The organism is Mycobacterium paragordonae (assembly GCF_003614435.1).
GTDB classification, from domain to species: Bacteria; Actinomycetota; Actinomycetes; order Mycobacteriales; family Mycobacteriaceae; genus Mycobacterium; species Mycobacterium paragordonae.
Genome location: NZ_CP025546.1, coordinates 6,373,749 through 6,399,652, shown reverse-complemented (window position 1 = coordinate 6,399,652; position 25,904 = coordinate 6,373,749). Strand labels below are relative to the sequence as shown.

35 protein-coding genes and 1 tRNA gene are annotated in these 25,904 nt (G+C 66.6%); 19 read left to right on the top strand and 17 right to left on the bottom strand.

Annotated features, from left to right (window positions below; genetic code table 11):
- The first annotated feature begins 10 nt into the window (after positions 1–10).
- The 3 genes from C0J29_RS28650 (at position 11) to C0J29_RS28640 (ending at position 1,572) form a co-directional block, all read left to right on the top strand.
- On the top strand, positions 11–562 hold the full coding sequence (locus tag C0J29_RS28650) for a type 1 glutamine amidotransferase domain-containing protein (protein WP_065048128.1): 552 nt from the start codon (positions 11–13) through the stop codon (positions 560–562).
- Between the two features lie 105 nt (positions 563–667).
- On the top strand, positions 668–1,360 hold the full coding sequence (locus tag C0J29_RS28645) for a HemK2/MTQ2 family protein methyltransferase (protein ID WP_065048109.1): 693 nt from the start codon (positions 668–670) through the stop codon (positions 1,358–1,360).
- Positions 1,357–1,572 carry a CDGSH iron-sulfur domain-containing protein gene (locus C0J29_RS28640; protein ID WP_082978271.1) on the top strand — a complete coding sequence of 72 codons (216 nt, stop codon included), beginning with the start codon at positions 1,357–1,359 and terminating at the stop codon, positions 1,570–1,572. Before C0J29_RS28645 ends, C0J29_RS28640 begins: the two co-directional genes overlap by 4 nt.
- Positions 1,573–1,623: 51 nt before the next feature.
- Here C0J29_RS28640 and C0J29_RS28635 read toward each other — a convergent pair whose 3' ends face one another.
- Genes C0J29_RS28635 through C0J29_RS28610 form a run of 6 tightly spaced genes read right to left on the bottom strand, consistent with a single transcriptional unit; the run spans position 1,624 to position 7,197 of the window.
- On the bottom strand, positions 1,624–2,637 hold the full coding sequence (locus C0J29_RS28635; protein ID WP_065048124.1) for an iron-containing redox enzyme family protein: 1,014 nt from the start codon (positions 2,635–2,637) through the stop codon (positions 1,624–1,626).
- Positions 2,634–4,874: a SpoIIE family protein phosphatase gene (locus C0J29_RS28630; RefSeq protein WP_120794285.1), complete on the bottom strand. Its 2,241-nt coding sequence runs from the start codon at positions 4,872–4,874 to the stop codon at positions 2,634–2,636. Before C0J29_RS28630 ends, C0J29_RS28635 begins: the two co-directional genes overlap by 4 nt.
- Positions 4,871–5,470, bottom strand: coding sequence for a SpoIIE family protein phosphatase (locus C0J29_RS28625; RefSeq protein ID WP_065165899.1), 600 nt, complete (start codon positions 5,468–5,470; stop codon positions 4,871–4,873). The genes C0J29_RS28630 and C0J29_RS28625 overlap by 4 nt, the downstream gene beginning before the upstream one ends.
- Positions 5,471–5,501: 31 nt before the next feature.
- Positions 5,502–5,912, bottom strand: coding sequence for an anti-sigma regulatory factor (locus C0J29_RS28620; RefSeq protein WP_065048105.1), 411 nt, complete (start codon positions 5,910–5,912; stop codon positions 5,502–5,504).
- Positions 5,902–6,303 (bottom strand): STAS domain-containing protein, encoded by a 402-nt coding sequence (locus tag C0J29_RS28615; protein WP_120794284.1) that lies wholly within the window; start codon positions 6,301–6,303, stop codon positions 5,902–5,904. The genes C0J29_RS28620 and C0J29_RS28615 overlap by 11 nt, the downstream gene beginning before the upstream one ends.
- A gap of 15 nt (positions 6,304–6,318) precedes the next feature.
- Positions 6,319–7,197: an STAS domain-containing protein gene (locus tag C0J29_RS28610; protein WP_065048101.1), complete on the bottom strand. Its 879-nt coding sequence runs from the start codon at positions 7,195–7,197 to the stop codon at positions 6,319–6,321.
- 163 nt (positions 7,198–7,360) lie between these two features.
- Between C0J29_RS28610 and C0J29_RS28605 the strand changes: the two genes are divergently transcribed.
- From C0J29_RS28605 to C0J29_RS28585, 5 genes are all read left to right on the top strand, one after another.
- A complete protein-coding gene (locus tag C0J29_RS28605; RefSeq protein WP_065048099.1) occupies positions 7,361–7,729 on the top strand; it encodes an STAS domain-containing protein in 369 nt (122 codons plus the stop codon).
- A gap of 284 nt (positions 7,730–8,013) precedes the next feature.
- Positions 8,014–8,412, top strand: a complete 399-nt coding sequence (locus C0J29_RS28600) for a heme-binding protein (protein ID WP_065048097.1) — start codon at positions 8,014–8,016, stop codon at positions 8,410–8,412.
- A 78-nt stretch (positions 8,413–8,490) separates the two neighbouring features.
- Complete coding sequence (locus C0J29_RS28595) at positions 8,491–8,997, top strand: DUF6328 family protein (RefSeq protein WP_065165893.1); 507 nt, start codon at positions 8,491–8,493, stop codon at positions 8,995–8,997.
- Between the two features lie 64 nt (positions 8,998–9,061).
- Positions 9,062–10,120, top strand: coding sequence for a DNA topoisomerase IB (locus C0J29_RS28590; protein ID WP_120794283.1), 1,059 nt, complete (start codon positions 9,062–9,064; stop codon positions 10,118–10,120).
- 141 nt (positions 10,121–10,261) lie between these two features.
- Complete coding sequence (locus C0J29_RS28585) at positions 10,262–10,855, top strand: PAS and ANTAR domain-containing protein (RefSeq protein ID WP_120794282.1); 594 nt, start codon at positions 10,262–10,264, stop codon at positions 10,853–10,855.
- Positions 10,856–10,860: 5 nt separating this feature from the next.
- Here C0J29_RS28585 and C0J29_RS28580 read toward each other — a convergent pair whose 3' ends face one another.
- The 4 genes from C0J29_RS28580 to C0J29_RS28560 form a co-directional block, all read right to left on the bottom strand.
- Positions 10,861–11,856 (bottom strand): helix-turn-helix transcriptional regulator, encoded by a 996-nt coding sequence (locus C0J29_RS28580; RefSeq protein WP_120794281.1) that lies wholly within the window; start codon positions 11,854–11,856, stop codon positions 10,861–10,863.
- Between the two features lie 12 nt (positions 11,857–11,868).
- A complete protein-coding gene (locus tag C0J29_RS28575; RefSeq protein ID WP_120794280.1) occupies positions 11,869–13,005 on the bottom strand; it encodes a glycosyltransferase in 1,137 nt (378 codons plus the stop codon).
- 494 nt (positions 13,006–13,499) lie between these two features.
- Entirely contained in the window at positions 13,500–14,270 is a 771-nt protein-coding gene (locus tag C0J29_RS28565; protein ID WP_197748231.1) for an STAS domain-containing protein, read from the bottom strand.
- The gene (locus C0J29_RS28560) at positions 14,263–14,712 is read right to left on the bottom strand and encodes a chemotaxis protein CheB (RefSeq protein ID WP_120794278.1); all 450 of its coding nucleotides are present in this window, start codon (positions 14,710–14,712) and stop codon (positions 14,263–14,265) included. Before C0J29_RS28560 ends, C0J29_RS28565 begins: the two co-directional genes overlap by 8 nt.
- A gap of 395 nt (positions 14,713–15,107) precedes the next feature.
- Here C0J29_RS28560 and C0J29_RS28555 point away from each other — a divergent pair, with 395 nt between their 5' ends.
- The gene (locus C0J29_RS28555; RefSeq protein WP_120794277.1) at positions 15,108–15,365 is read left to right on the top strand and encodes a DUF7218 family protein; all 258 of its coding nucleotides are present in this window, start codon (positions 15,108–15,110) and stop codon (positions 15,363–15,365) included.
- Here the strand turns inward: C0J29_RS28555 and C0J29_RS33025 are convergent, their stop codons facing one another.
- Positions 15,366–15,557: a hypothetical protein gene (locus tag C0J29_RS33025; RefSeq protein ID WP_133449933.1), complete on the bottom strand. Its 192-nt coding sequence runs from the start codon at positions 15,555–15,557 to the stop codon at positions 15,366–15,368.
- A 9-nt stretch (positions 15,558–15,566) separates the two neighbouring features.
- A complete protein-coding gene (locus tag C0J29_RS28550; RefSeq protein ID WP_120794276.1) occupies positions 15,567–16,121 on the bottom strand; it encodes a nucleotidyltransferase family protein in 555 nt (184 codons plus the stop codon).
- Between the two features lie 102 nt (positions 16,122–16,223).
- Between C0J29_RS28550 and C0J29_RS28545 the strand changes: the two genes are divergently transcribed.
- From C0J29_RS28545 to C0J29_RS28525, 5 genes are read left to right on the top strand one after another with little or no spacing between them, the layout of a single operon-like run.
- Positions 16,224–16,940 carry a glycosyltransferase family 2 protein gene (locus C0J29_RS28545; RefSeq protein WP_120794275.1) on the top strand — a complete coding sequence of 239 codons (717 nt, stop codon included), beginning with the start codon at positions 16,224–16,226 and terminating at the stop codon, positions 16,938–16,940.
- Positions 16,937–17,884 carry an acyl-CoA dehydrogenase family protein gene (locus C0J29_RS28540; protein ID WP_065046061.1) on the top strand — a complete coding sequence of 316 codons (948 nt, stop codon included), beginning with the start codon at positions 16,937–16,939 and terminating at the stop codon, positions 17,882–17,884. The genes C0J29_RS28545 and C0J29_RS28540 overlap by 4 nt, the downstream gene beginning before the upstream one ends.
- Positions 17,881–18,633, top strand: a complete 753-nt coding sequence (locus tag C0J29_RS28535) for a PIG-L deacetylase family protein (RefSeq protein ID WP_120794274.1) — start codon at positions 17,881–17,883, stop codon at positions 18,631–18,633. The genes C0J29_RS28540 and C0J29_RS28535 overlap by 4 nt, the downstream gene beginning before the upstream one ends.
- Positions 18,630–19,271 carry an SAM-dependent methyltransferase gene (locus tag C0J29_RS28530; protein WP_242460568.1) on the top strand — a complete coding sequence of 214 codons (642 nt, stop codon included), beginning with the start codon at positions 18,630–18,632 and terminating at the stop codon, positions 19,269–19,271. Before C0J29_RS28535 ends, C0J29_RS28530 begins: the two co-directional genes overlap by 4 nt.
- Complete coding sequence (locus tag C0J29_RS28525) at positions 19,262–20,023, top strand: endonuclease/exonuclease/phosphatase family protein (RefSeq protein ID WP_065165280.1); 762 nt, start codon at positions 19,262–19,264, stop codon at positions 20,021–20,023. Before C0J29_RS28530 ends, C0J29_RS28525 begins: the two co-directional genes overlap by 10 nt.
- A 1-nt stretch (position 20,024) precedes the next feature.
- On the opposite strand, the gene C0J29_RS33020 is transcribed toward C0J29_RS28525, so the two are convergent.
- Together C0J29_RS33020 and C0J29_RS28520 are read right to left on the bottom strand one after the other, a co-directional pair.
- Positions 20,025–20,192, bottom strand: a complete 168-nt coding sequence (locus C0J29_RS33020) for a hypothetical protein (protein ID WP_162951580.1) — start codon at positions 20,190–20,192, stop codon at positions 20,025–20,027.
- A gap of 46 nt (positions 20,193–20,238) precedes the next feature.
- Positions 20,239–20,778 carry a cysteine hydrolase family protein gene (locus tag C0J29_RS28520; protein ID WP_065046074.1) on the bottom strand — a complete coding sequence of 180 codons (540 nt, stop codon included), beginning with the start codon at positions 20,776–20,778 and terminating at the stop codon, positions 20,239–20,241.
- Positions 20,779–20,921: 143 nt separating this feature from the next.
- Between C0J29_RS28520 and C0J29_RS34075 the strand changes: the two genes are divergently transcribed.
- From C0J29_RS34075 to C0J29_RS28495, 5 genes are all read left to right on the top strand, one after another.
- Positions 20,922–21,239 (top strand): hypothetical protein, encoded by a 318-nt coding sequence (locus C0J29_RS34075; protein WP_174814874.1) that lies wholly within the window; start codon positions 20,922–20,924, stop codon positions 21,237–21,239.
- A gap of 123 nt (positions 21,240–21,362) precedes the next feature.
- Positions 21,363–21,662, top strand: a complete 300-nt coding sequence (locus C0J29_RS28510; protein WP_065046066.1) for a DUF4193 domain-containing protein — start codon at positions 21,363–21,365, stop codon at positions 21,660–21,662.
- Positions 21,565–23,031, top strand: coding sequence for a cytochrome P450 (locus tag C0J29_RS28505; RefSeq protein WP_371872506.1), 1,467 nt, complete (start codon positions 21,565–21,567; stop codon positions 23,029–23,031). Before C0J29_RS28510 ends, C0J29_RS28505 begins: the two co-directional genes overlap by 98 nt.
- Positions 23,032–23,065: 34 nt before the next feature.
- The gene (locus tag C0J29_RS28500) at positions 23,066–23,314 is read left to right on the top strand and encodes a hypothetical protein (protein ID WP_120795021.1); all 249 of its coding nucleotides are present in this window, start codon (positions 23,066–23,068) and stop codon (positions 23,312–23,314) included.
- Positions 23,315–23,409: 95 nt separating this feature from the next.
- Positions 23,410–23,565 carry a hypothetical protein gene (locus tag C0J29_RS28495; RefSeq protein WP_120794271.1) on the top strand — a complete coding sequence of 52 codons (156 nt, stop codon included), beginning with the start codon at positions 23,410–23,412 and terminating at the stop codon, positions 23,563–23,565.
- A gap of 107 nt (positions 23,566–23,672) precedes the next feature.
- Here the strand turns inward: C0J29_RS28495 and C0J29_RS28490 are convergent.
- The 3 genes from C0J29_RS28490 to C0J29_RS28480 all read right to left on the bottom strand — a co-directional run bounded on the left by C0J29_RS28490 (position 23,673) and on the right by C0J29_RS28480 (position 25,879).
- A tRNA-Pro gene (locus tag C0J29_RS28490) sits at positions 23,673–23,746 on the bottom strand.
- Positions 23,747–23,807: 61 nt separating this feature from the next.
- Positions 23,808–24,911 (bottom strand): L-cysteine desulfhydrase Cds1, encoded by a 1,104-nt coding sequence (gene cds1 / locus C0J29_RS28485; protein WP_197748230.1) that lies wholly within the window; start codon positions 24,909–24,911, stop codon positions 23,808–23,810.
- Positions 24,908–25,879, bottom strand: a complete 972-nt coding sequence (locus C0J29_RS28480) for a metallophosphoesterase (protein WP_065046069.1) — start codon at positions 25,877–25,879, stop codon at positions 24,908–24,910. The genes cds1 and C0J29_RS28480 overlap by 4 nt, the downstream gene beginning before the upstream one ends.
- Between the last annotated feature and the right edge of the window lie 25 nt (positions 25,880–25,904).

Below are 25,904 nucleotides of genomic sequence, written 5' to 3'. Positions count from 1 at the left end.
ACCGATGACCATGGAAGGCAAAAGAATTGCCATCTTGGCGGCCGACGGCGTAGAGAAGATTGAACTCGAGCAACCGCGCGATGCACTGCAACAGGCCGGCGCGCAGATTGACATAGTGTCGTTGAAAGACGGCGAAATCCAAGCTCGCAATCACGATCTCGAACCCGCTGGAACGATCAAAGTCGACCGCACGGTGTCGGATGCTTCCCCCGCGGATTATGACGGACTGGTGCTGCCCGGTGGCACCGTCAACCCGGACAAGTTGCGCGCGGACGAGTCCGCTGTCTCATTCGTACGAGACTTCGTGGACTCCGGAAAGCCCGTTGCCGCAATATGTCATGGCCCGTGGACTCTGGTGGAAGCGGGCGTGGTCGCCGGACGCAAACTGACGTCGTATCCGAGCATCCGCACCGATCTTCGCAACGCAGGAGCACGCGTGGTCGACGAGGAAGTAGTGGTCGACGGTAACCTCATCACCAGTCGCTCGCCAAGGGACTTATCAGCCTTTTGTTCAACGATTCTGCAGCAATTCGCACAGGCGTCTGCAGGTTCGTCCAGTTAACGACAAACTCCTGAAATCGGTTTCAAAGCACCATTTCGGGGGCATCAAAACGCCGAGCCGTGATCGCCACGGCATGATCCTCCGACGGGTCGAGAAAGGCTTGCCGTGACGACCACTTACCCAGCGCCAGTCGAATCACCAGTCGCCGAAAGGGTTTATCAGCCCCAATACGACTCCTACCTGCTCGTCGACACGATGCGGCGCACCGGCCTGATTCCGCAGCGGCGGGTGCTCGACTTGTGCACGGGATCGGGATTCATCGCAATCGCGGCGGCCGAAATGGGCTGTGCCAGTGTGACTGCCTATGACATCTGCCCGTCCGCCGTCAGCTATTCCCGCGGCAATGCCGCCGGTGCCGGCGTGGATGTCGATGTGCGACAGGGATCTTGGGTAAAGGCCCTGGACCATGCCCCCTACGACGTCGTGGTCTCCAATCCGCCGTACGTGCCGACTCCGCCACTCGATGATACCGGCGCGATCGCGTCGATCGCGGGCCCGTCCCGGGCATACAACGCCGGCCCGGACGGCCGGCTGGTGCTGGACCCGTTGTGCGGGTCGGCGTCGAAGCTGCTGGCCGACGGCGGGTCGCTGTTGCTGGTGCACTCGGCTCTCGCAGGTGTCGAACAGACGTTGCAGTCCTTGAGGGAGACCGGGCTTACGGCCGATGTCGTTGCATCACAGCTGATCCCGTTCGGACCGGTATTGACGGCGCGCGCACAATGGCTGGAGGAAACCGGTCGCATCGGGCGCGGTTGCCGGAGGGAGCAGATCGTGGTGATTCGGGCAGACAAACCGTGAGTACGACTCGCGTGCAGGTGATACCGAACGGGCCGGTGCTGGTCTCCGGCCCGGCGCGGATCGAGACACCTGGCGGCGACGTGGTGGAATCCGACCGTTTCATGGTGGCGGTGTGCACGTGCCGGCGCAGCCAGGACTACCCGCTGTGCGACACCAGTCACCGCAGATGTCGCGGTCCCAAGGTCGAGCGCCTACTCAACGCGGAACGCTGACTTAACACGGAACGCTGACCCACGCGGAACGCTGACCCAAGGCCGCAGAACTCAGAGCGGCCGCCGCAGCGACGACCTTCCCTGCTGCCAGGACGTCATCAGCACGTCGGCCAGCCGGTCTTCGACCGCCGCGTGTGCGCGAATGCCGAACACCACATCGCTGTCCAGATGAGGCTCACGGGCCAGCAGGTCACCGACCACGTCGATCCGGACCACGTGCTCGTGTACCGCGTCCGCCTCCACGTGCTCGCGGTAGAAGTTCGCGCAGGCCGCCGGCGCCTGCATCCGCTGCAACGCGTCGACCATGCGCCGCGACCCGGGCGGTGAGGTGATCTCGGTGGACGCGAAGTGCCCCACCGCGGCGCCACGCAACCGCCGGTGCAGCCCGAACAGCGACATCAGGTTCACCGCCGCCAGTGCTTCGGCCGGCACCGCGTCCAGATACGCCAGGTAGGTCGAGTCCAGTTCCGCGGCGTGCAACAGGTCGGCGAACAGCTGCTGGTGCATGTGTGGACCCCGCCCGGCGCCGTATTCGTCGAACTCGATCGCGACGAACGCCGCCTTGGCGGTGCCGAGCAGGCGGGGGATCGCGAATGCATGCGGGTCGCCCTCTTTGAGGTGATAGAGCGAACGGTGCACGAAGTATTCGCGCATCTGCTCCCAGGTCCCGCTGTCTCGCAGGTACCAGGACGGCCCGGTGCCTTCGCGCGGTTCGATCGCGAGCGCGTCCATCTCGGCCGCGGCCGTGTGGTCGGCATCGATGGGTCCCACGTCGCGGCGCACCCCGGCCAGGAAGACGCGCTCCAATTCCGCTCGCAGCCGCAGCAGGGCCGGATTCCACTCCCACTCGGGATCCACCGACGCAAAGCCGCGGTAGTGCAGTTCGTAGCACATGTACAGCGCCAGTTGCAGGTCCAGGCCATAGGGATCGGAATCTCGCACCGACGCGCCGATGCCCGATGGCTCCCGCGAGGCCGGAGTCGTCAGGATGCGGCGTACAGCCGTCGAAAGGGGACCGTGTGCCGCCGGCAGGGCCGGTTCAACGGTGATCGACGTTTGAGTCACCACGGTGTTTTACCCCCCTCGCCGTCAGGCAAACGAAAGACGATGTCAATGGTGGTGCCATCAGGGCGGTTCTCGATGTCCATCGTCTCGCTCATCACCCGCATCAGCGGCAGGCCGCGCCCGCCGTTACCGGGGTCGACGGCCGGCGGCTTCCACGATCCGGAGTCGGCGATTTGCGCGTGAATCGCCCCCTCACCCAACTCCATGTCGAGGCGCATGTTGCCGAGTTCGTGGCCCTCGTACGCATGCTCGACGCAGTTGGTGCATGCCTCGCTGATCACCAGCACAATGTCGGCCGCAAGCAACTCCGGGACGTCGGCGGCCTGCAGCCAGGCAGTCAGCGCCCGCCGGATAGGCGCCAGGTTCTCCGCGGTGGCCACGGTGTCGATGTGCAGCGGAGCCAGCGGATGCCGGTACACAACCATCGCGACGTCGTCGTCGTAACCTCCAGCCGGCGCCAACTGGTCCAGTACCGCATCCGCGACGGCGCTGATGGGCAGTCCGACGGTGTCGGTCAGAACGTCGGCGACCCGGGCGAGTCCGTCGTCGATCGACTCGTGCCGCCGCTCCACCAGGCCGTCGGTGAACCACATCAGCATCGAACCCGGCGTCAACAGCTCGGCTGACTGCGGTCGAGTCTCATTGCGCCGCACGGCAAGCGGCACCGAACTGGCATCGGTGAGCAGCAACGTCGCGGTGGGCGTCCCCGCCTCTGTCTTGACCAGTACGGCCGGCATGTGACCGGCGTTGCTGTATTCGAGCACGCCGGATTCGGTGTCGATGATCGCCAGGAACACGGTCGTGCAGTACGCGTCCGGAATCAGCGACGCGGCGGCGTCGAGTTGTTCGAGCAGCACGGCCGGCTTCGCCCCGGTGAGCAGCAGGGCCCGCGCGGAACTGCGCAACTGGCCCATGATCGCCGCCGCCGGCAACCCCCGGCCCACGCAGTCGCCGACTACGACGCCGATCCTGGTCTCGTCGATCGGCAATACGTCGTACCAGTCACCGCCGATCTCCAACGGCGGGACCGCGGGCTCGTACCGCACCGCGAAACCCGGGGGCGGCTGCATCGGCGGCAGCATCGCCCGCTGCAGCGTCAGCGACGTCACCCGAGCGGCCTCGAACTGCCGCACGTGCTGGATGGCCAGACTCAGATGGCCGATCAGCATCGTCACCAGCAGCTTGTCCTCGGCGCTCACCCAGCGTGGCGAAGCGAGTTCCAGCCACAAAGCCACGTCCCCGGCGCCGGACAGCATGGCGACCAGACCCCGGGCCTTGCCGGGCGACTCTGGCCACTCGACGGTCTTGGCGGTCAGGGGCAGCTGGTGGCGGGCGTCCTGGAAGATCCCGCGCAGTTCGGCAGCCATTGTGCGCCAATTTGATTCGGGCGGATCGCCGGCGACCACGACGGTCGGTTCGCCGTCTCCGGACGGCCACATCACCGCGACCACCCGGCGCACGTCGACCGCGGCGCGGCTCTCCTCCAGGGTGATCTCCAGCACCTCGGCCACGCTCTTGGCCACACTCACCGAGGTGGCCAGGCGCATGACCGCGCTTTCCCGGGCGGCGAACGCCCGCCGCGCGGTGACGTCGCGGATCGTGCCGACGTATACGTCCGGACCGCCGTCGGGCCCGCGAACCGCGTTGATGCTGACCGCCACCCAGGCCAGGTGGCCGTCCTGGTGACGGACCGGAATCTCGTATTCGGCACTGCCCTGTTCGCGGACCCGCTGCTGCTCGGCGTAGGTGCCTTCTCGGTCCACCAGCCACGGCTGCGGCCACGTGTACGGCAAGCCGTCTTCGCCGTATCCGAGAATGTCGGCGAAGGCGTTGTTGACCTCGAGCACCGCACCGTGCTCGTCGGCGACGAAGAATCCCTCCTGCAACGAGTTCACCAGCGCCGTGCGGAACCTGTCCCGGTCGGCCAGGTCTTCGGCGCGGGCCCGTTCCTGCGCGTATCGCCTTGTGCCGTCGATGAATCCGCGGGTCGCGACGTCCAGCGGCGCCAAGGTCTGTAGCACGAATTCCAGTGCCGTGCCGCGGTCGACCGGCGCTGTCCTCGAGAGGTCGTCGAGCAGCCAGAATGTGTTCTCGATGATGTCGAGCATGCTGATCTGTTCCTGCAGAGCCCGGCGCCCGAGCTCGTGTCCGACCGTCAGGCTGTCCTCGTTGCGCGTCTCGAGATAGCCGAGCAGCGCGGCCCGGTATTGATCGTGGAACTCATCGGTGTACGTCATGTCGAGATACCCCGGTGACGGGCGGCCAGCACCATGGCGTCGTCGGTTTCCTTGGCGTGCTTGGCCAATACCTGTTCGGCGATGTCGACAGCCGACGCGGCGAAGTCGAGGTGATCCAGGTAGTCCTCGGAGATGCCGTCGCTGGTGATCAGCAGCAGGTCACCGGTGCGCATCGAAACAACCTGCGCCGGACGGGTTTCCGGGATCCGGTAACCGACGATGCCGCCTACCAGCCGGGCGCTGGACCGGACCTGGACGCCGCCGACACTCTTGGCCACCAGGTTGGCCCGGACGTTGCCGATCCCGGTCCAGCTCAGCTTGCTCGTCTCAAAATCGATGCGGGCCAGCGACATTGCGGCACCCCGGGTGCCGGTCAGCACTCGGTGACTGAGCGCAACCAGCACCTCGAGCCGCTCCTTCCGGGCGTTCGCGAGTGCCTCTACGCCCGCGACCGCGGCGCCGGCCGCGGCGGGTCCGTGCCCCAGACCGTCCAGCACACCGAACAATGCGGCCGCGCCGTCGACATCCACCGCGACAGCCTGGTCGCCGCACAGTTGCTCACCCGGACGGGGGCGACTCGCCGTCGCCCACTCGATCGGACCGAACCGACCCGCCGACCGGGCGCGGTCAGGCACGGGCCGGAACCCATTTCCACATCTCGATGACCGTTCCGCGCCCCAGCGAAGACTCGACGATCAAGCGATCCATCAACCGCCGCGCTCCCGGCAGTCCCATGCCCAGGCCGCGCCCGGTGGTGTAGCCGTCTTCCATCGCGCGGTCGATGTCGGCGATGCCGGGACCTTCGTCCTGGGCCCGCACCACCAGCGCCTTGCGTCCCTCCCGATCGGCGACGGCGACGCGGACCTCGCCGTGGCCGGCATAGCTGGTGATGTTGCGGGCGATCTCGGAGATCGCGGTGGCGATCATCGTGACGTCGGTCAGGGAGAACCCTAGATCGAGGGCGAGTTGATGACCGGCTTTGCGGGCGGCGACGATGTCGTCGGAGGTGTTGATGGCGACCACGGTCTCACCCGCCACCGTCGCGCCCGATCGTCGATCTGCCCAGCCCTAGCCCCAGCCCCAATTGCCTGTTGAGCAGCGCTATGCCCTCTTCGAGGTCGAGCGCGGTGCTCATGTCGTCGAAAGCCAGCCCGAGTTGCACCATGGCGAACGCCACTTCCGGCTGCAGACCCACGATCACCGTGGTCGCCCCACGCAACCGGGTCATGTGCGCAATCGTCCGCAGTGACCGGGCCGCGAACGAATCCATCACGTCGATGGCGGTCACGTCGACGACGATGCCCTGCGCGCGGAACCGGCTGACCCGCTCCATCAGGTCTTCGCGCAGCCGCTCGGTGTCGGAGTCGGTCAGGGCGGCCTGGACGGTCGCGATCAAGATCGCGCCCTGCTTGAGGATCGGTACGGGCATGGGCCGGATGCCGACTTACTCGCCGGTGCGGGTGACTTCGTAACCGAGCAGCCGCTCGGCCTCTTCGATGCCACCCTGCAGGTCGCCGACGGCGTTCATCTTCGACAGGTCCAGCCCGATGGTCACCAGGGTCAGCGCGATCTCGGAGGACAGGCCGGTGATGATGACGCTCGCGCCCATCAGTCCCGAGGCGTCGACCGTCTGCACCAGGTGGTTGGCCACCGTGGAGTCGATGGTGGGCACACCGGTGATGTCGATGACGACCACCTTGGCGCGGTTGGCGCGGATGGCGCGCAGCAGTTGCTCGGTGACCTGCCGGGCACGCTGACTGTCCAGCACACCGATGATCGGCAGAATCAGCAGCTGTTCGCGCACCTGCAGCACCGGCGTGGACAGCTCGCGGATGGCCTCCTGCTGCTGGCGGATGATGCGTTCGCGTTCCTGCACGAAGCTGACGCCCACGGTGTTGGCGATGCGGTTGGCCGCCGGCTCGTAAGCGTCCAGCACCCGGTTGAGCATGTCGAATTCGGCCTGGTACTTCTCGAACAGCGAGCGCGCCAGCACGTCGCGCAGCAGCAGCACGATGCCGAGCACCTCGTCGGTCTCCACACCCCGCGGGATGATGCGCTCGGAGAGGTCGCGCGCATAGTCCTGCAGCGCCTCGACGCTGCCGGTCTCGAGCACCTCCACGTAGTTGTCGTAGACGGCGGTCGCCTCGGAGAAGATCTCCTCCGGCGTCATCGCGGTCAACAGTTCCGCCTCGGTGATCCGGCGGGCCCATTCTTCGCGCAGCGCGGTCCGGTTCCGCCGGAGGTGCTGCACCAGCTGCGGCAGCAAACCTTCGGAGGAGACGCTGTTACCGGTGCTGCTGGATTCTGACGGCGAATCTGACATGTGCCCCTCCAACCCCTCCGGGCCCTCCGGGGGCCGCTAAGGGGAGAGTAGCTTGAGCGAAGACGCAGGACGTGTTGAGGTCTTCTACTTCTTACGGTACGCACGGCAGGTTAGGCTTGCAGCACACTTGCCACTCGTGAGGCCCGGACTGAAGGATCGCCAGTTGTCAGCTCCTGATTCGATCACCGCCACGGTCGCAGACCATGACGGAATCGTCGTGCTCAGCATCGGCGGTGAAATTGACCTGGTCACGGCGCCGGCCCTGGAAGAAGCTATCGGTGGCGTGGTGGTGGACCATCCGGAAGCGTTGATCATCGATCTGTCCGGAGTGGAGTTCCTCGGGTCGGTGGGATTGAAAATCCTGGCGGCGACGTACGAGAAGCTCGGCGATTCCGCTCAGTTCGGCGTGGTGGCGCGCGGACCAGCGACCAGACGGCCGATTCACCTGACCGGCCTGGACAAGACATTTCCGTTGTATCCGGCGTTGGACGACGCCCTGACCGGTGTGCGGGAAGGCAAGCTCAGCCGGTAGCCGGGGCCTGCGCGGATCACGTTTCCGTCACAATGCAGGTCACGATCCCTTAAGAAACTCCGGCGTTCTCTAAGAGTTTCGGGTCAGCGCCGCTCCTATTGCGATTGTCTGCCGCTGAATTTGCCACTCGAGTTTCATGCGTCACAACATTTTCGCCATTCGCCCGCGGCATTCGTTTCATGGCCGGAAACAGCGTCGGCTGAACCGTTTTCGATTTCGCTACCTTGGATTTCAGGGGATCGGGACCCCATCGATCGGTTCACTCATTCGGAGGAACAAACATCATGAAATTCAGCAGTATCGTCGCTCGCCGCCGCATTGCCGGTATCAGCGCCGGTTGTCTGCTCGGGGGACTCGCCTTGGGTATCGCCGGCGCGCCGTCGGCCGCTGCGGCCCCCGACTGCAGCCCCGAAGGCGTTAACTCCACCGTCATGTCGGCGCGGGGGGCGGCCGAGCAGTACCTCGCCGGCCACCCGGGCGCCAACCAGGTGGTCACCGCGGCGTACGGGCAGCCGCGCGGGGAAGCCGCCGCCAACCTTCGCGGCTACTTCACCTCGCACCCCAACGAGTACTACGACCTGCGGGGGATCCTGGCGCCGATCGGCGACACCGAACGTCAGTGCAACGTGTCGGCGCTGCCGCAGAACCTGGAGTCGGCCTACCAGGAATTCATGGCCGGCTGATTTTCCGGTCACGACGCAACGACCCGCCACAACGGAGTGGCGGGTCGTTCCGTATCTGCCAGGTGCAATGATCACGAAATGGATGTCGATCATCCGGAACGGGATCAGCAGTGGGATCACCGCGAGCGGGGAGAAACAGAACTCGAACGGCTTGACCGCAACTGGGCAAGCCTGCTGCAGGAATTACGGGTGGTGCAGACCGGTGTCCAGCTGCTCACCGGCTTTCTGCTGACGTTGCCGTTCCAGGCCCGCTTCGAGGTGCTGGGGAAGGACATGCGGATCGTGTACCTGGCGACGGTCGGATGCTCGGTGGCCGCCACCGTCTTCTTGATCGCACCGGTGGGCCTGCACCGCCTGCTGTTCCGCCGGCATCGCATCGCGGTCCTGGTGTCGGCGGCGCACCGCTGTGCCTACGGCGGACTGCTGCTGCTGGGCCTCGCGCTGACCGGCGTAACGGTGCTGATCTTCGACTCGGTGGCCGGCGTTGCGGCCGGGCTCATCGCCGGTGCGTGTGCGCTGGCGCTGTTCGCGGTCTCGTGGCTGTTTGTGCCGCTGCTGCTACGAACCCGCGGCCGGCAGGTGTGAGCCCTCGTTGAGCGGGTTATCCACCGTTCAGCCGACGCGACGTCGGGGACAGCGGAGGACTTCGATGCGGCTGCGCCGCAGTGTTTTAACCAAGCCGGGCGTCACGCGCAAACGCCGTGGCAAGGGTTTCGCGTATTACGGCCCCGACGGGGAGCGATTGACCGATGCCGACGCGTTGCAGCGGATCAAGGACCTGGTCATCCCGCCGGCGTGGAAGAAGGTGTGGATCGCGCCGTACGCCAACGGACATATTCAGGCCGTCGGCACCGACGCGGCGGGCCGTCGCCAGTACCTCTACCACCAGAGATGGCAGGAGGAACGGGCGGAAGAGAAATTCGATCGGGTGCTGGAGCTGTCCAAGGAGCTGCCGGGCTGGCGCGAGCGGATCGCCCGCGACCTGGCGGGGCGGGGCCTGACCCGCGACCGCGTTCTCGCGCTGGGCCTGCACCTGCTTGACCTGGGCTATTTCCGTGCCGGTGGCGAGCAGTACGCCGAAGAGAACGAGTCGTACGGACTGGCCACCCTGCTATGTGAGCATGTGACGCTGCGCCGCGATGCGGTGGCCTTCGACTATCCCGCCAAGAGCGGGGTGCAGCGCCAGTATGAGATCGAGAATGCCGAGGTGGTGCGGGCAGTGCGGGCGCTGTTGCGCCGGACCGACTGCAGCGCCGGCCGATTCTTGGTGTGGCGCAACGGTTCCGAATGGGTCGACGTGCACAGCGACGACCTCAACGCCCGGTTCAAGGAGTTGGTCGGCTCCGACTACAGCGTGAAGGATCTGCGGACGTGGCACGGCACCGTGCTGGCCGCGACGGCCTTCGCCGATGCCGACCCGGCGGTGTCACAGCGGGTCGCCAAGCGAGTCGAGGCGGCGGTGATGCGGGAGGTCTCCGAGGAGTTGGGCAACACACCCGCGGTAGCTCGCAGTTCCTACGTGGATCCTCGGGTGGTCAGCGGTTACCGCGAGGGTGTCACCATCGCTGCGGCGGTGCGGCGCGCGGCGCGCGCTGATCGCCCCGACGTCGCGCAAGGCGTGCTGGAGAAGGCCACCCGGGAGATGATTCGCCGAATTGCCAAGGGCGACAGGAAGACCCGGTCATCGGACCTGGCCAAAACGGCCTAGTCCAACGAATTTCGCTTTCCGGATCTTATCCAGAAAGCGAATCGGGCCGAGACCGAAAGTCAGCCGTGGAGCGCGGGTCGGAATATTATGGTCCCGGTGTGCGCAGATTCGCGGCGAAAGAGGGGTCGCCGGTGGCCACTGGTGGGGAGATTTCGCTACCTGGCCCGTGAGGACCGCTGGGAGTGGTCGGAAGAGGTGGCACGGATGCACGGCTACGAGCCGGGTTCCGTGCAGCCGACATCCCAGTTGCTGATCAAACACAAGCACCCCGACGACAAACCGACAGTTCCTGAGCTCATCGAGCAGGTGCGCCGGCACGGCGCCCCGTTCAGCAGCAGACATCGAATCGTCGACACCCGCGGCGAAACGCATGTGGTTGTTGTGGTGGGGGACCGGTTCGGCGGCCCGGACGGGCGACTGCTGGGCATCGGTGGGTTCTACATCGACATCACCGATCAGTTCGATGCTGACCTGCAGAAGCACCTGAGTGAGGCGTTGCTGGCCGTCGATTCGAGGCGCGCGGTGATCAATCAGGCGATGGGAATCCTCATGCTTCGCTACGGGGTCAACGCCGAGTCGGCGTTCGACCTGCTGGTGAAGCTGTCGCAGGAGTCGAATGTCAAGCTGCGCGACATCGCCGAGCGGGTCGTGGACGAGATCACCGCTCAGGACGTCGTGCACGACAACGCGGCCGACCGGGTCGACCGGCTACTCCGTACCCGCGAGGGTTTGTAGCGCCCTCACTGTTGCAGCGTGGCGTGCGGGCTCTGGCCGTAGGTCTTGCGATACAGGGCCGCGAACCGGCCCGTGTGGGCGAAGCTCCATCGGTGGGCGACTTCGCTGACGGTAGTGGTGGACCGGTCACTGTTGATCAGTTCCTGATGCGCGCGGTGCAGTCGCACCCGGCGCAGGTACTCGGTGGGTGTGGTGTCCAGGTGCTGCCGGAACAGATACTGCACCGCGCGGGAGGTCATCCGCAGCGCGTCGGCGACGTCGTTGACCCCGATGCCGTCTCCGGCGTGCCGGTGAACGAAGGAAATCGCGCCTTTCAAGGTCGGTGGCACCGACGGATTGCGTAGCAGGTCCTGCCCGTCGCTCATGTTGGAGGAAAAACACTCGAGCAACGCGGCGCCGAGCAGGTGAGCTGCCGCGTTGACGACTAGTGGCTGGCGAGCGGTCTCGGCATAGGAATAGCTCGCGATGACGTAATCCAGCGCCTGGGTCCAGGTGTGGGAGACCGCCATCGAGCGGGGGCGGCAACTGGTGAAGCGGATCTGTTGGGGCAGCGGCCCAGTCTTGTCCGCCGCGACCTGGGTAAGGTGCCGCAGATCCATCCGCACGACATGAAACCGCGCCGTATTCGCCTGGATGGCGCACGGCAGACCGTCGGCGGCGATCGCCGGAGTGTCCATCCTGGTGCCTGGGTCGCCGGCCAGCGTCAGCGAGCCGGCGCGGGGATGGACCACCACCACTGCATCGGTGCTGCGGATTTCGCAACCCACCCGGCCCTCGATCAGCACCTCGTCAATGGTGACCGCCTCGGACTCGAAGCGTTGGTGGGTGACCGACGAGCCATTGGTCAGACTGGTAGCCCGCCACCCCGGGTGATAGGCCTCGGCGAAGAAGCGTTTCGCCGCATCGGAGTCGGCGGTGTGGAACTTCGCGTACCGGACCGCCTCCGGCGCGCGACTCTCCGACCGGTCTTCGGTGTCTACCTGATAGGGCGCTGTGGTCATGGTTTCTTTGTCCTAGGCTATGGCGCTGACTTTGGCGTGACTCGCCTGGTGATAGATGCTCAAAGCGTCTTGGGCGATGCGGTCCCAGGTGAAACGTGACATCACCCGGGAGCGACCGGCCGAACCCATGCTCTGACGCTGAAAACGCTGCTGCTGCATCGTTTTCAATGCTCCGGCCAGTTCGTGCGGCTTGGTCGGGGACACCAGCAGGCCGGTGACGTTCCCGACGACAGTGTCCATCAAAGCCCCGACGGCCGTTCCGACGACGACCCGTCCGGCGGCCATGGCCTGCAACGCCGAGGTGGCGCGCGGCGCCAGCCGGGGAGTGCAGGCCACCACGTCGGCGGACCAGAGCAGCGGCGGAATATCCTCGGAGGCAACGCAACCCGCGAAGTGGACGCGGCTGCTCACGCCCAATTCGGTGGCCATGCGCTTGAGCTTGGTCCGCTCGCGCTTGTTGCGGGCATCATTGACGGACGTCTCCGCGATCACGAGTTCACTGTCCGGCACGTGCGGTAGTACTTGGATGGTCTTGTCGAATCCATTGCAGGGCTGCAGGTTCGGCGCAACCTGCACTATCCGGTGGGTACCGTTGTCCAGCCAGGTGGGATCGGTGCAGGCGTAGCGTTCGACGTCGATCCCGGTCGACAGGACAGAGGTACGGGCCCGATTGCGGCGCAATCTTGTGATCACATCGAGTTCCGCGCTGCTGCCGGCCGTCACCCAGGCGGCGCCGCGGATCAGCAGCGGTTCGAGGCGAGCCCGTTCGGAATCTGCGGACCGTCCGTTGCGCGCGCCGGAAATTGTTGCGGCCAGGCCGTAGAAGCTCTGCACGGTGATCAAGTGATTGCGGCGGGCCGCCAGTTGTGCGGCCAGTCCGCCCAGCCATCCGAAGCTGTGCACGACGTCCGGCGGTTCGCTGGACCACTGACGGTACAACGTGGCGGCCCAGTCGCCGACGAACGGCAGCACCTTTGCCGGGGAAACCGGCGCGAGCGCACCGACGCCGTCACGAGGGTGGCTCGTCACGGTGTGGCCATGGGCGGCCAGCGCCGCGCTGAGTCTTCCGAAATCGTTCTCTAATTCATCTCCGACGAGATCCTGGTTGCCAGCGCAGACGTCGTCGCCCCAGACAATGGCGATCCTCACGCATGGTTGGGTTACCGGGTCGCGCACCAGGCAAACGGCTTGGAGCAAGCGATTCGCTTACTGGACAGGGCGTGCGGGGGTCGGATCTGCCGGAAATTAGGCGTTGATTAGCCGTTATCAGGCAGGACCTCCAATAACAGCAGCGATCCGCCGACACCTCCGTCTGGGTCGGGAAACGACGTGCACCGCACCCCAACGCGAGTCGGACGGCCGCGCCTGTTGACTGCCTCCACCACCGTCTGGCCTGCACTGTCGGGATCGACGAACGCATTACCGATCAGCGGCCGCACGTCGTCAATCGGCAGCCGAAATCAAGCGCGGTCAACGCATCAGCGTGTTCGACACCCCAGCAGGTCCACGCGGGAGATGGGCGCGTCCTTCACAAGGTCGTTGCGGCCGAATATGACGGCCCGGCGCAGCTCTTGTGGAACAGGTAGCGACCGTTGACCCGCTCGAGCGGCTCTGGCGGCTAGCGTTGCCGAATAATTCGAACACTACCCGCGGGCTTCGAGCCGATTTTCGGAACCCACCAGCGCCCACACCGTTTTGCCGGATGATGTCGGCGTGCTGCCCCAGGCGCGGCACAAGACCGAGACGATGGCCAGGCCGGAAACGATGTCGGCGCCGCTGCCGGCGTCTTCGTGCCTGCCCGCCGGTCGATGACTACCATCCTCGACGGCGACCGTCACGGTGTCTTGGCAGGTTTCCACTATCAAGACCGGTGCGCTGTCGGTGTGTTCCAGCACGTTCTCGATGAAAACCGTCGCGACGGTGCTGGCCACCGGTATCAGCCGGTCACATGACCAGGCGGTGAGCCATCCGTCGATCATGGCGCGGGCCAGGCGGATGCCGGCCCGGCTGCGCGGCAGCTCAGCACGTCCCCGGCGACGGCTGTGCCAGCTGACGACGTCAGCGGCAAGCAGGGCGGCGTGGCAGGTCGGGTGTACCGGCACGTATCGGGCCACGCCACAGCGGGCGATGGCCCGGCGGTCACGAATGTCACTGGCTACCAACATGATCGCTACATCCGGCCAGATGTTGACGTGCCAGCGCGCGCTGGTGAACACTGACCAGGCCGACGGGGACGGCACGGCCAGCCGGTCCACGTCGACAATCACCGCCTGGGGCTCGTCCAGCGCCGCGTTGATCACGCTGTCACGCAGACTCCGGTAGGTTGAGCTGTCCAGCACGCCGTCGGCACGCAGGACGGCTGAGTCGCCATGGCGATCCGTGGCGATGACGATGGAGCGACCACAGCTAGTCACCGACGGCGCCCGAGTGGGTAGGCACACCGCCGCGTCGCTCGCTCAGTACGGCCAGCGCCTGTTCTGTCTCATCGGCGAACTGCGTGTAGCGCCGATGCATCGGACCGTGACCTGCCGCCATGGCGAAACGGTGTTCCAGGTTGAGCGCCGTGTCGGGGTCCGGGTCGGTCTCGTCGATCTCACGCTGCGGCAACTCGCCGAGTATCGTTCCGACGTCTGCCGCGGTGACCTGATAATCCAGTAGCCCGGCGTTGGCCGCAGTGGCCGGCAGTGTGGGAAACAGGGCATCTGCTGGCTTCGGCAAATGTAGTGCGATGAGGAACGTATATGGCAGATCCGTCGACAGCCCGGCCGCCAACTGGGTCAGCGCTTCGACGCCTCCTGCGGAAGCGCTGATCGCGACCACGCCGGCGAGGTCATTGCCTCCGTTGCTCACATGCATTGCCTCTGTCGTACCCACCTGAAACGAGCAAAAACTCGGCGGAGAGAACCGTTTGGTGAATCACGACAAGGGTATTCGGCTCGCCATGCCCGCGGCTAGTGCTGAAACGTCATTAATCAGGCGACGCCCGACGGCGATGTCGGCGGGCCGGGGCTCTGGGCCCGCTCCGACGCTCCCGCGGTGCACGTCGGACGCAATGCAGTGCTTCCGCGCCGCGCTGGTCCGCAGGGCATCGCGGCCAGGGCAACCGAAGCCATGACGTCGCTGGCGGAACGATTCGTTCCCGACCGCGTCAAAAACCCCGTCCGGCAGATCATTTCGCCGACCGGAAAGGCGGTTTGAGCAGGGATCAACCGGGCACTCTGGCTGCGGAGACATCGTAGGAGGTGGCAGCTGTGCCGAATTCGTCCATCAAGAACGAGAAGCTTTACGAGGACTTGCGCAAGAAGGGCGACTCGAAGGAGAAGGCCGCGCGGATCTCGAATGCGGCCGCTGGACAGGGTAAGTCCAAGGTCGCGCGCAAGGGCGGCAAGTCCGGATCGTATGCGGACTGGACCGTTCCGGAGCTGAAGAAGCGGGCCAAAGAGCTGGGGATGTCCGGGTATTCGAGTCTGACGAAGGACAAACTGGTTCAAAAGCTCCGGAACCACTGATCAGTCCGGAGGTTCGTCCTCCGATCCGTGCACCGGAGCCTCTGCACGCTCGGTCGCGTTGCCGGGCACGTCCTGCTCCCGGCGTTCGTCGGTAACGTTCTGCTGGAGTTCGTCGACCACGTCTTCGAGGTCCTGGTCACGGCGGAGTCCACGACTCGGTTGCGGGTCCATGGTGCTGGGAGATACCCGCATTCGCCGGATTTACTCGGTGAGGCCCAGCCGTCCGGCCAACACCAGGAAAGCCGCCGCGAAATCGTTGTCCGCCGTTTCGGCAGCGATGCGATCCCAGTCCAGTTGCTCCCGGATGGCGCGCGCGGCCGGAATCAGTTTGGCGAAATCGCAGTAGTGCTCGGTGAGGGCGCGGAGTTTCTGGATGAACACCGTGGTGGGCGGCAGCACCGGGATCAGGAGGGCCAGCACCACACGCTGCTCGGCACAGTCCAGCGCATCCGCAGTCACCGTCACGCCGTTGACCCGGTGCAGGACATCGACGACCGTCTCGCCGAAGTGGGCCTTGAACAGCCAGTCCTCCGGCGGACGTTCGATTCGGAATCCGGCTTTGCCGAGGGTGGTGGCCGCCGCCGGCACGTCCGCCTCGGCCACCACGATGTCGACGTCATGGGTCGGTTCGGGGGCGCCGTATGCCCACAGTGCGTAGCTGCCCGCGAGCGCGAACGGGGGGCCGTGCTCTTTGAGCGCCGACACCGCGCCGCGCAGCGCTTCTCGAAGTTCGCGGGGCTCGGGAGGCGAATTCATGGTTGCTACGGCATACCCGGCGGTGGCCGTTGGCAACCTGATGCCGGGTTGTGCTGTCGCTCAACCGTTTAGTCGGTATCCAAACGGGAAATTATATTCATTATGTCAGCCGCAGCGTCGCACACCTACGACCAGGTTGCCGTAGTCATTCCAGCGCACAACGAACGGGAGCGTCTCCCGCACTGTCTGTCCGCGGTAGTGACCGCCGCGCTGTGTGTTTCCATCCCGGTCACCATCGTCGTGGTGCTCGACGCCAGCGAGGACGAGAGCGCCGAACTGGCCGGTCAATACGGAACCGATGTGCATTTTGTTCGCGTCGAATCCCGCAATGTGGGTGCGGCGCGGGCCGCGGGGTTCGATTTCGCCCGCGAGATCTGCGGGCCGGATGCGAATAGTTGGTACGCCACCACCGATGCGGACAGCACGGTGAACCCGGATTGGCTGGTGCGGCAGCTGGACTGCGCAGCGGACATGTTCCTGGGCCTGGTCCGGGTCACTGACTGGCAACAGCATCGCAGCGAAGTAGTAGACCGGTACGAGGACGCTTACGACGCACGCGTCGACGATGACCACGACCATGTTCATGGCGCCAACATGGCTTTCAGCTCACGGGCGTATTGGCGCGTCGGTGGTTTCCGGGCCTTGACCTCCGGTGAAGATGTTGACTTGGTAGCGCGGTTCGAGCATGCTGGCTACCGAATTTGCCGAGACACCGCACGATCGGTTATTACTTCGGCACGAATCCAGGCTCGGGCGCCACGCGGATTTGCTGATCATTTGAGCACGCTTTCTGAAAGCGCGACGGGGGATGTCGCATGACCGCGGGATTAGTTCAACACTGGCTGGAATCGGGGCGATTGGAACTGCCATTGCCGGCGGCGGGATACACCGCGGAACGCCTGCAGCAGCTGACACGATTGGCCCAGGACGACATCGCGGCGGCCCGTATCGCCGAGGCCCACGTCGACGCCGTGGCCATCCTGCACGAATTGGGCGGCAAGCCGCCCGAGCCGACCCAGCTGTGGGGGGTGTGGGCGGCCGAAGCGTCCGATGCGAAATTGATCGCCACCAGCGTGTCCGGTGACGAGTTCCTGCTCAACGGCACCAAGGTGTGGTGTTCGGGCGCCGGCTTCTGCACGAACGCCCTGGTCTCGGCGCAGCTGGAGGACGGCGAGCGGGGGTTGTTCGCCGTCACCCTCACCGACGCCGGCGTGAAGCCGCTGCCCAGCACCTGGTGGAACCCGGGCATGGCGGGCAGCGACACCCGCTCGGTGCAGTTCAACAATGTGCAAGCGATCCTGGTCGGTGAGCCCGGGGACTACCTGAACCGTGCCGGCTTCTGGCACGGCGCGATCGGGGTCGCCGCCTGCTGGCTGGGCGGCGCCCGCCGGGTAGCCGACCCGCTGTACCGCTGCGCCCGCAGCGAATCGGCCGACGCCTACGCCCTCGCCCACCTCGGGGCCGTAGATGCCGCGCTCGCCGCCGGTGACGCGATGCTGGCCGCGGCGGCGGCGCAGATCGACGCGGACCCGTTCGACCGCGCCGGCACCGCTCAGCTGCTGGCCCGACGCGTGCGTGCAGTCGTTGAACACGCGGTCGACGAAGCGATCACCCGCACCGGACGCGCGCTCGGGCCCGGCCCGCTGTGCCAGGATGGCCGGCACGCACAGCGAGTGGCCGACCTGACCATCTACATACGGCAGAGTCACGCCGAGCGCGACCTTGCCGAGCTCGGCCGGCTGGCCGGCCGGCCCAGCCGTTGAGGGCGCCGCCGCCGACCAACGGGCCGCGGTTCGCGGCCAAACCCCTGGACGGCGGCGGGACCCCGGTGCGCCAGTGGTTGGGCGCGCGCCGGCCACCCCCACTGGACCTGACCGGGTGCAGCTCCCTGATCGTCGTTGGGGCACACCCCGACGACGAGACCTTGGGCCTGGGTGCGACTGTCGCCCAACTCGTCGCCGCGGGCGTCGCCGTCCGGGTCGTCTCCGTCAGTGACGGCGGGGCCGCGCACCCAGCGGCGTCGGTGTCCGAGCGAGTTCGGCTCGAAGGAGCCCGCCGAGACGAGTTGCTCAATGCCGCAGCGATTTTGGGTGTCGATGCGCCGCTGACGCTCGGGTTGCCGGACGGGCGGTTGGCCGAACACGAGGATCATCTCACCGGGTTGCTCGGCGAGATTCTGCAGGACTGCGCGCCCGCGTCGTGGTGCGCGGCGACCTGGCGTGGTGACGGTCATCCCGACCACGAGGCAGTGGGACGCGCAGCAGCGACCGCGTGCGAACGCGCCGGCCGCACCCTGCTGGAGTATCCGGTGTGGATGTGGCATTGGGCGGTTCCCGGGGACCCGGACGTGCCCTGGGACCGGGCTTTCTCGGTGCCGGTCGAGCAGTGGGCGGTGGAACGCAAAAGCAAAGCAGCACAATGCTTCCCGAGTCAGTTCGACGGACCGGATCCGGTACTGCCACCGTTCACACTGCAGCGGCTACTTGCGGTGGGGGAGGTGGTTTTCCGGTGACCGCGCGGCTGCCCGACGCCTACTTCGACCGGATCTACGCGGACGCGGACGACCCGTGGGAGTTGTCGACGCGCTGGTACGAAGAGCGCAAGTACGCGATCGCGTTGGCGCTGCTGCCCGGCCGGCGCTATCGGCATGCTTTCGAGCCGGGTTGCTCGATCGGGACGCTGACCGAACGGTTGGTGCAGCGCTGCGATCAGGTAACCGCCGTCGACGTGGCCGACGTCGCCATCCGCGCGGCTGATGCGCGACTCCGGGAGAGCGGGCGCCGCGACCGCGTCACGCTGTCGCAGGGATCCCTGGACGAACCCTGGCCGGCCGGCCCGTTCGACCTGCTGGTGCTGAGCGAGGTCGCCTATTACCTGGCGGCGGACACCCTGGCCGAAGTCCTGCGACGGGAATGTCCCCGACTGCTGCCCGGCGCCATAGTCATCGCCGCCCATTGGCGGCACCCGGTGGCCGACTATCCGCTCACCGGGGACGCTGCCCACGCCGTCATCGCCGATACGCCCGGACTGGCACCGCTGGGCCGGTACCGCGACGACGACGTCGTCATCGACGTTTTCGACACCGGCGACGGCCGCTCGGTGGCGGCGCGGGAGCAGCTGCCCGGCGTGCAGGAGCAGATGTGCGGATAGCGACCTTCAACATCCTGCACGGCCGCACGGTCGGTGACGGGGTCGATCCGCAGCGCCTGCGGGACTGTGTGCGCCGACTCGATCCCGACATCCTGGCGTTGCAGGAGGTCGATTTCGACCAGCCGCGCTCCGGTCGGGCCGATCTGACCGCGGCCGCGGCCGAGGCGATGGGCGCGGTGGAGCACAGGTTTGTGGCCGCCATTTCGGGAACGCCGGGGGCGACCTGGATGGCCGCCACCGGGCGGGAACAACCCGGGACCGCGGCCTACGGCATCGCGTTGCTGTCGCGGTTCCCGGCGACCAGCTGGCAGGTGGTGCGGCTACCCCGCATCCCGATGCGCTTCCCGATGTACCTGCCCGGGCCCAACAAGGTGATGATCGTCGACGAGGAGCCGCGAGCCGCGGTGATCGCCCGGCTGCAGACGCCGCTGGGGCTGATGACGGTGGCCAACACCCACCTGTCTTTCGTGCCGGCGTGGAATGTGCGCCAGCTGCGCCGGCTGGTCCGCGACCTGCGCGGCCTGCCCGGGCCGCGGCTGCTGGTCGGTGACCTCAACCTCACGCCGGCCCCCGTGCACCGCTGGACACGTATGCGTCCGCTGGCTGCCGCGGCGACGTTTCCCGCCGACGCGCCGACTCGTCAGCTCGACCACATCGTCACCGACGACAAGGAGTTGCGCGCCGGCGCGACGGTCGCCGATCTGATGCCGATCTCGGATCACCGGCCACTGGTGGCCGACCTGCACAGGTGAGTCAGTCCTGCTGGCTGCGCGCCTCCGCGCCCGTCATCCCGGCGTCGAAGTCGTCGTCGGCGGCCGTGCGCCCCACGTAGTCGCCGTCGTCCTCGCGCCCTTCGCGGGAATTGGCGACGTGCTCGTCGCCCTCCACATCTTCTTCGCTCTTTTCCTTGCCACCGGTCATCACGGCCTCCTTTAGTCTGCGGGTGTCTGCGTGGTCTTGGTGTGCGTCAAGGCAGGCAGTGCGCCGCCTCCACCAGTTCGGCGCTCATGTTGCGCTCCATCATCTTCAGCGCGGCCGCACCGAGTTCCTCGTCGATGTGGGCGACAGCGTCGGGCGGCACCACCACCTCGTAGTGGCGCAGATAACCGTCCAGTGCGCTGTAGAGGATGCACTGCTCGGTGACCTGGCCGGCCAGCACCAGACGCTGCGTCTTCAAGCGATCGAGCAGATAGTCCAGAGCCGTGGAGTAGAAGACGCTGTGACGGACCTTGGTCAGGACGTAGGTGTCGTCCGGCGGCACCAGCGGCTTGACCAGTTCGGGCCGCTTGCCGTTCAGGGCGCTGGAAATGATCGATTGGCGGTCGGCGGTGAAGTTGCCGTGGTTGTCGTTGACGTAGATCAGGTCGACGCCGTCGTGGTCGCGGGCGTCGTTGATCAGCCCGACCAAAGGATCGATGATGCCTGCGGCGTTGTCGGCCAGCGGTTCGGCGTCGGGATGGTCGTAATCGTTGAACATGTCGATGATCAACACGGCGGTATCACTCACCGTCGCCTTGTACCCGCAATCCAGAAACTCAACAGCGTGGTGCGTCACGCCGGGGACCCGCCGCCCAAAATTGGCCGGTGCGGAAACTGTATCCGTAGGATATAGTATCTCTAACAAGTTTTCCGTCGGGACTGGGAGTGAGCATGGTTTACATCGGGACAGACGCGCTCGTGCACGGGCCGGCCACGACCAGCGAGGCAGGCGAGCGGGCCGTGAGCGTGCCCGGATTGGTGGCCGCCGGGACCTGGGCGGTCGGCCTGGTCATCGGCCTCGCGGCGATGGCTGTGGGTCACGAGCTGCTGGCCGGGGTGTCCTTGGTGGTGGCCATCATGTCGCCCTGGCTGGGGTTGGCCTGGGTGGCGTGCAACCAGCGTGCCGACATGCGTCGGCAGCGTGCGCTGGCGCACCAGGCGGTGCTGTACCCCGGCAGCTGGCCGGCGTTGCAACTCACCGCGCCCTGACGCATAGCACATCTGAGAAATCTTCCTGCGGAAGGGGTGTGGGCCGCTTCGGAATGGGGTACTGCCTGTGCCAACGGGCGACCACGCGGTGGACGGCCCGGCCCTCCGCAGGAAGGAACTGCCATGACGACCGTCAGCGACTACGACGCACGCCGCGTGACCGACACCGACGCCTCGGACCGGTCCACGCTCCGTGAGTTGGGACCCATGCCGAAGCTGGCCACGACGGTCGTCGACGACGACCCGAACGACTCGCTGTTCTTCGAGCTGCCGGGCGCGGACCTGTCCAGCGAGGAACTGTCGGTCGTGGTGATCCCCCAGCGGTCTGACGAGTTCACCTGCTCGAGTTGCTTCCTGGTGCAGCACCGCAACCGGTTGCGCGACACCAGCGGTGGACGGCAGATCTGCGCCGACTGCGTGTGAGGCTTCGCTCTCGTCGCGGCGAGGAGGACAATCGCTGCGCGTGAGCCCGCCACCCGGACTGCCTGCGCCACGCGGGTTCCGCAGCGCTTATGCCGCGGCCTACGCCCTGGCCTACCTGGTCGGCGGCGAGCGTCGCATGATGCGATTGATCCGGCGCTACGGGCCGATCATGACGATGCCGATCCTCAGCCTGGGTGACGTGGCGATCGTCTCGGACCCGGGCCTGGCCAAGGAGGTATTCACCGCGCCGACGGATGTGTTGCTCGGGGGCGAAGGAGTGGGCCCGGCGGCGGCCATCTACGGGTCCGGATCGATGTTCGTGCAGGAGGAACCGGAGCATCTGCGCCGGCGCCGGCTGCTGACGCCCCCCTTGCATGGCGCCGCGCTGAACACTTACGTGCCGGTCATCGAGGCGTCGACCCGGGCCGCGATGCGGGAGTGGCCCGTGGACCGTCCCTTCGAGATGCTGCAGGCTGCCCGGTCGCTGATGCTGGACGTGATCGTGCGGGTCATCTTCGGGGTCGAGGACCCCGCCGAAGTGCGGCGGCTGGGCCGGCCGTTCGAACATCTGCTGAACCTCGGGGTATCCGAGCAGTTGACCGTGCGCTACGCGCTTCGTGGCCTCGGCACGTTGCGGGTGTGGCCGGGCCGGGCGCGGGCCAATCGCGGAATCGACGACGTCGTCCTGCCGCTCATCGCCGAGCGCCGCAACGACCCCGGCTTGGCCGACCGGCGCGACATACTGGCCGTGCTCATGTGCGCCCGCGGCGAAGACGGAAAAGCGTTGTCCGACGACGAGATCCGCGACGATCTCATCACCCTGATGCTGGCCGGGCATGAAACCACCGCGACCACGCTGGCGTGGGTGTTCGATCTGTTGCTGCGCCATCCCGACGCGCTGCGTCGGGTGCGGGACGAGGCGGTGGGTGGCGGCGAGGAGTTCACGACGGCGGTCATCGATGAGACGTTGCGGATACGCCCGCCCGCACCGTTGACCTCCCGGGTGGCGGCGCAGCCATTCCGGTTGGGCGGCCACCTGGTTGCCGCCGGGACCCGGATCGTGGTGCACATCATCGCAATCAACCGCAGTCCGGACGTATACGAGCATCCCCGGAAATTCCGGCCGGAGCGATTTCTCGGCGTCCGGCCGCAGACCTATGCCTGGCTTCCGTTCGGCGGCGGGGTGAAACGCTGCCTCGGCGCCGCTTTCTCAATGCGCGAATTGATCACCGTGCTGCACGTGTTGCTGCGCGAGGGGGAATTCAGCGCCGAGGATTCCCGGCCGGAGCGTGTGGTGCGACGGTCCATCATGCTCGCGCCACGTCGTGGAACGCGGGTGCGCTTCCGGCCGCTCCAAGAATTCGTATAGAACCCGCCAAGGGGCGGCCACCAGGATGCTGGTCATGACCACCAGCCTTGCGAGGGAAGCGGTAGCGGATGCGGCGCCCGAGCCGGCCACCAGCTGCTACGCCTCGGCGGCCCTGGTACTCAGCGTCGTCGGAGCGGTGCTGTTGGGTGTTTTCTGCGCGATCGCCGCGCTGAGGCAGCCGGAAACCCACCCGCGCGGCAGGCGCGAGGCGATCGCTGCACTGGTGATCTCGGCGGCCTGGGTGGTCGTGGCAGTGGCGGTGATGCGCGGATCTTTGATGTAGATCTGTAACAGTGCGTTGTGATTGGGCGCACAAATCCCGGGGTACACGGAAGTTGGATCTGCCAATTAGACAGCGTTCAACAGAAGGGGCGCGACGTGATCATCCTGGGAATTATTTTGCTGCTGATCGGCTATTTCGCCGGTATCCCGATTCTCTACACAATCGGCGGCATTCTCGTGCTCGTCGGTGTAATTCTGTGGATTCTGGGTGCGGTTGGGCGCCCGGTCGGAGGCCGAAGAGTCTGGTTCTAGCGCACTCAGCTGCGCCCTGAACTAGTTGCGTCGGACCGGAACCGTGGAAACGCGGTTTCGGTCCGACGCATTTTGGTCGGTACAGAATTGACAGGTACAGAAATGAGTCGGGGTGGCGGGATTCGAACCCACGGCCTCTTCGTCCCGAACGAAGCGCGCTACCAAGCTGCGCCACACCCCGCTTGAAGCCTCGACAGCGTATCGCACCGGACCAGCCACCTCCCAAACGGCAGGTCGGCGGCTCAGTCCCAGCGGCAGGAGCGTTCGAATTCCACCAGTGCCCGGGCGGCGTGGCCGGGATCGAGTCCTTGAGCGGCGACCCAGTTTTCATCGAAGTAGGTGTCGGCATAGCGATCACCGCTGTCAGCCAGCAGCGTGACCACCGAACCCTGGCGGCCCGCGGCCACCATCTCGGCCAGCAGGCCGAACGCCCCCCAGAGATTGGTGCCCGTCGACGGGCCCACCCGGCGGCCCAGGACGGCGCTGACGTGACGAGCGGCGGCGATCGAAGCCGCGTCGGGCACCGACACCATCCGGTCGACCAGCGACGGCAGGAACGACGGTTCCACCCGGGGCCGGCCGATGCCCTCGATCCGCGACGACGCTCCGGTCACGACGTCGGCCCGGTTCTCGACGTAGGCCGGGAAGAAGGCCGAGTTCTCCGGGTCGACGACGCACAACCGGGTCGCGTGCCGCCGGTATCTGATGTAGCGGCCGATCGTGGCGCTGGTTCCCCCGGTGCCGGCGCCCACCACGATCCAGGTGGGTATGGGGTGCGACTCGAGGGCCATCTGCAGGTAGATCGATTCGGCGATGTTGTTGTTGCCGCGCCAGTCGGTCGCGCTTTCGGCGTTGGTGAACTGGTCCAGATAGTGGCCACCAGTCTCTGCGGCCACGCGCGCCGCCTCGGCGTAGACCTCGCTGGACTTCTGTACGAAATGGCAACGGCCGCCCTGTGATTCGATCAATGCGATCTTTGCCGCGCTGGTGGCGGCCGGCATCACCGCCACGAACGGCAGACCCAGCATCGCCGCGAAGTAGGCCTCCGACACCGCGGTGGAACCCGAGGAGGCCTCGACCACGGTGGTGCCCTCGCCGATCCACCCGTTGCACAGCGCGTAGAGGAACAGGGAGCGGGCGAGCCGGTGCTTGAGGCTTCCGGTGATATGGGTCGTCTCGTCCTTGAGATAGAGCTCCACTCCGGCGTCACCACCCCATTGAGCCGGCAACGGGTAGCGCAGCAGATGTGTGTCGGCGCTGCGACGGGCATCCGCCTCGATCAACCGGATCGCATTGTCGGTCCAGCTCCGGGAGAGACTGCGAACCGCGATGCGGGTCTGGGTCAACGCACGGACACGGTCGGCTGCGAGCGCCCCAGGTTGCTGGTCGAGTCCCGGCCACCCATCGGGGTGGCGATCAGCGTCAGCAAGGTGGCCTCGGGCCGGCAGCAGAACCGCACCGGTGCGAACGGTGAGGTACCGATCCCGGCGGAGACGTGCAGCCGGGTGTTGGAGCCCCATTGGGAGGCGCCCTTGGCCCGGGAGCGGTCCAGGCCGCAGTTGGTGACCAGGGCGCCGTAGAACGGCAGGCACAGCTGGCCGCCGTGGGTGTGGCCGGCCATGATCAGCTGGTATCCATCGGCGGCGAAGCGGTCCAGCACCCGCGGCTCCGGTGAGTGCACCAGGCCCAGCCGCAGGTTGGCGGCCGGGCTGGCCGGCCCCGCGATCGTCTCGTAGCGGTCCCGGTCGATGTGCGGGTCGTCCACGCCCGCCGCGGCGATGTGCAGGCCCGCCACCTCGAACTCGCGCCGGTTGTGGGTGAGGTCCTGCCACCCGCGCTCGGTGAATGCCGCCCGCAGATCCTGCCAGGGCAGCGGCTCGCCCTTGATCCGGTGATCGGGGTTGGTCAGGTAGTTCATCGGGTTCTTCAGGCGCGGCCCGAAGTAGTCGTTGCTGCCGAAGACGAAGACACCTGGCCGGGACAGCAGGTCGCCCAGGGCCTGGACAACCGCGGGCACGGCCTTGGGGTGGGCCAGGTTGTCGCCGGTGTTGACCACCAGGTCGGGCTCCCAGCTGGCCAGCTCGCGCAGCCAGGCCTGCTTGCGCCGCTGATTGGGCGTCATGTGCAGGTCACTGATGTGCAGCACCCGCAGCGGGGTGGAACCCGGGCTCAGCACCGGCATGGTGATCTCGCGGAGCACGAAGGCGTTGCGCTCGACGAACGCGGCGTAGCCGATCCCGGCCACCGCTGAGCCGAGCGCTGCGGCGCCGGTCCTTAACACGACGGGAAGTACCCCGCGATGTACGTCAGCCATGCCAGGCAGTTTACTGCCGGGAGCC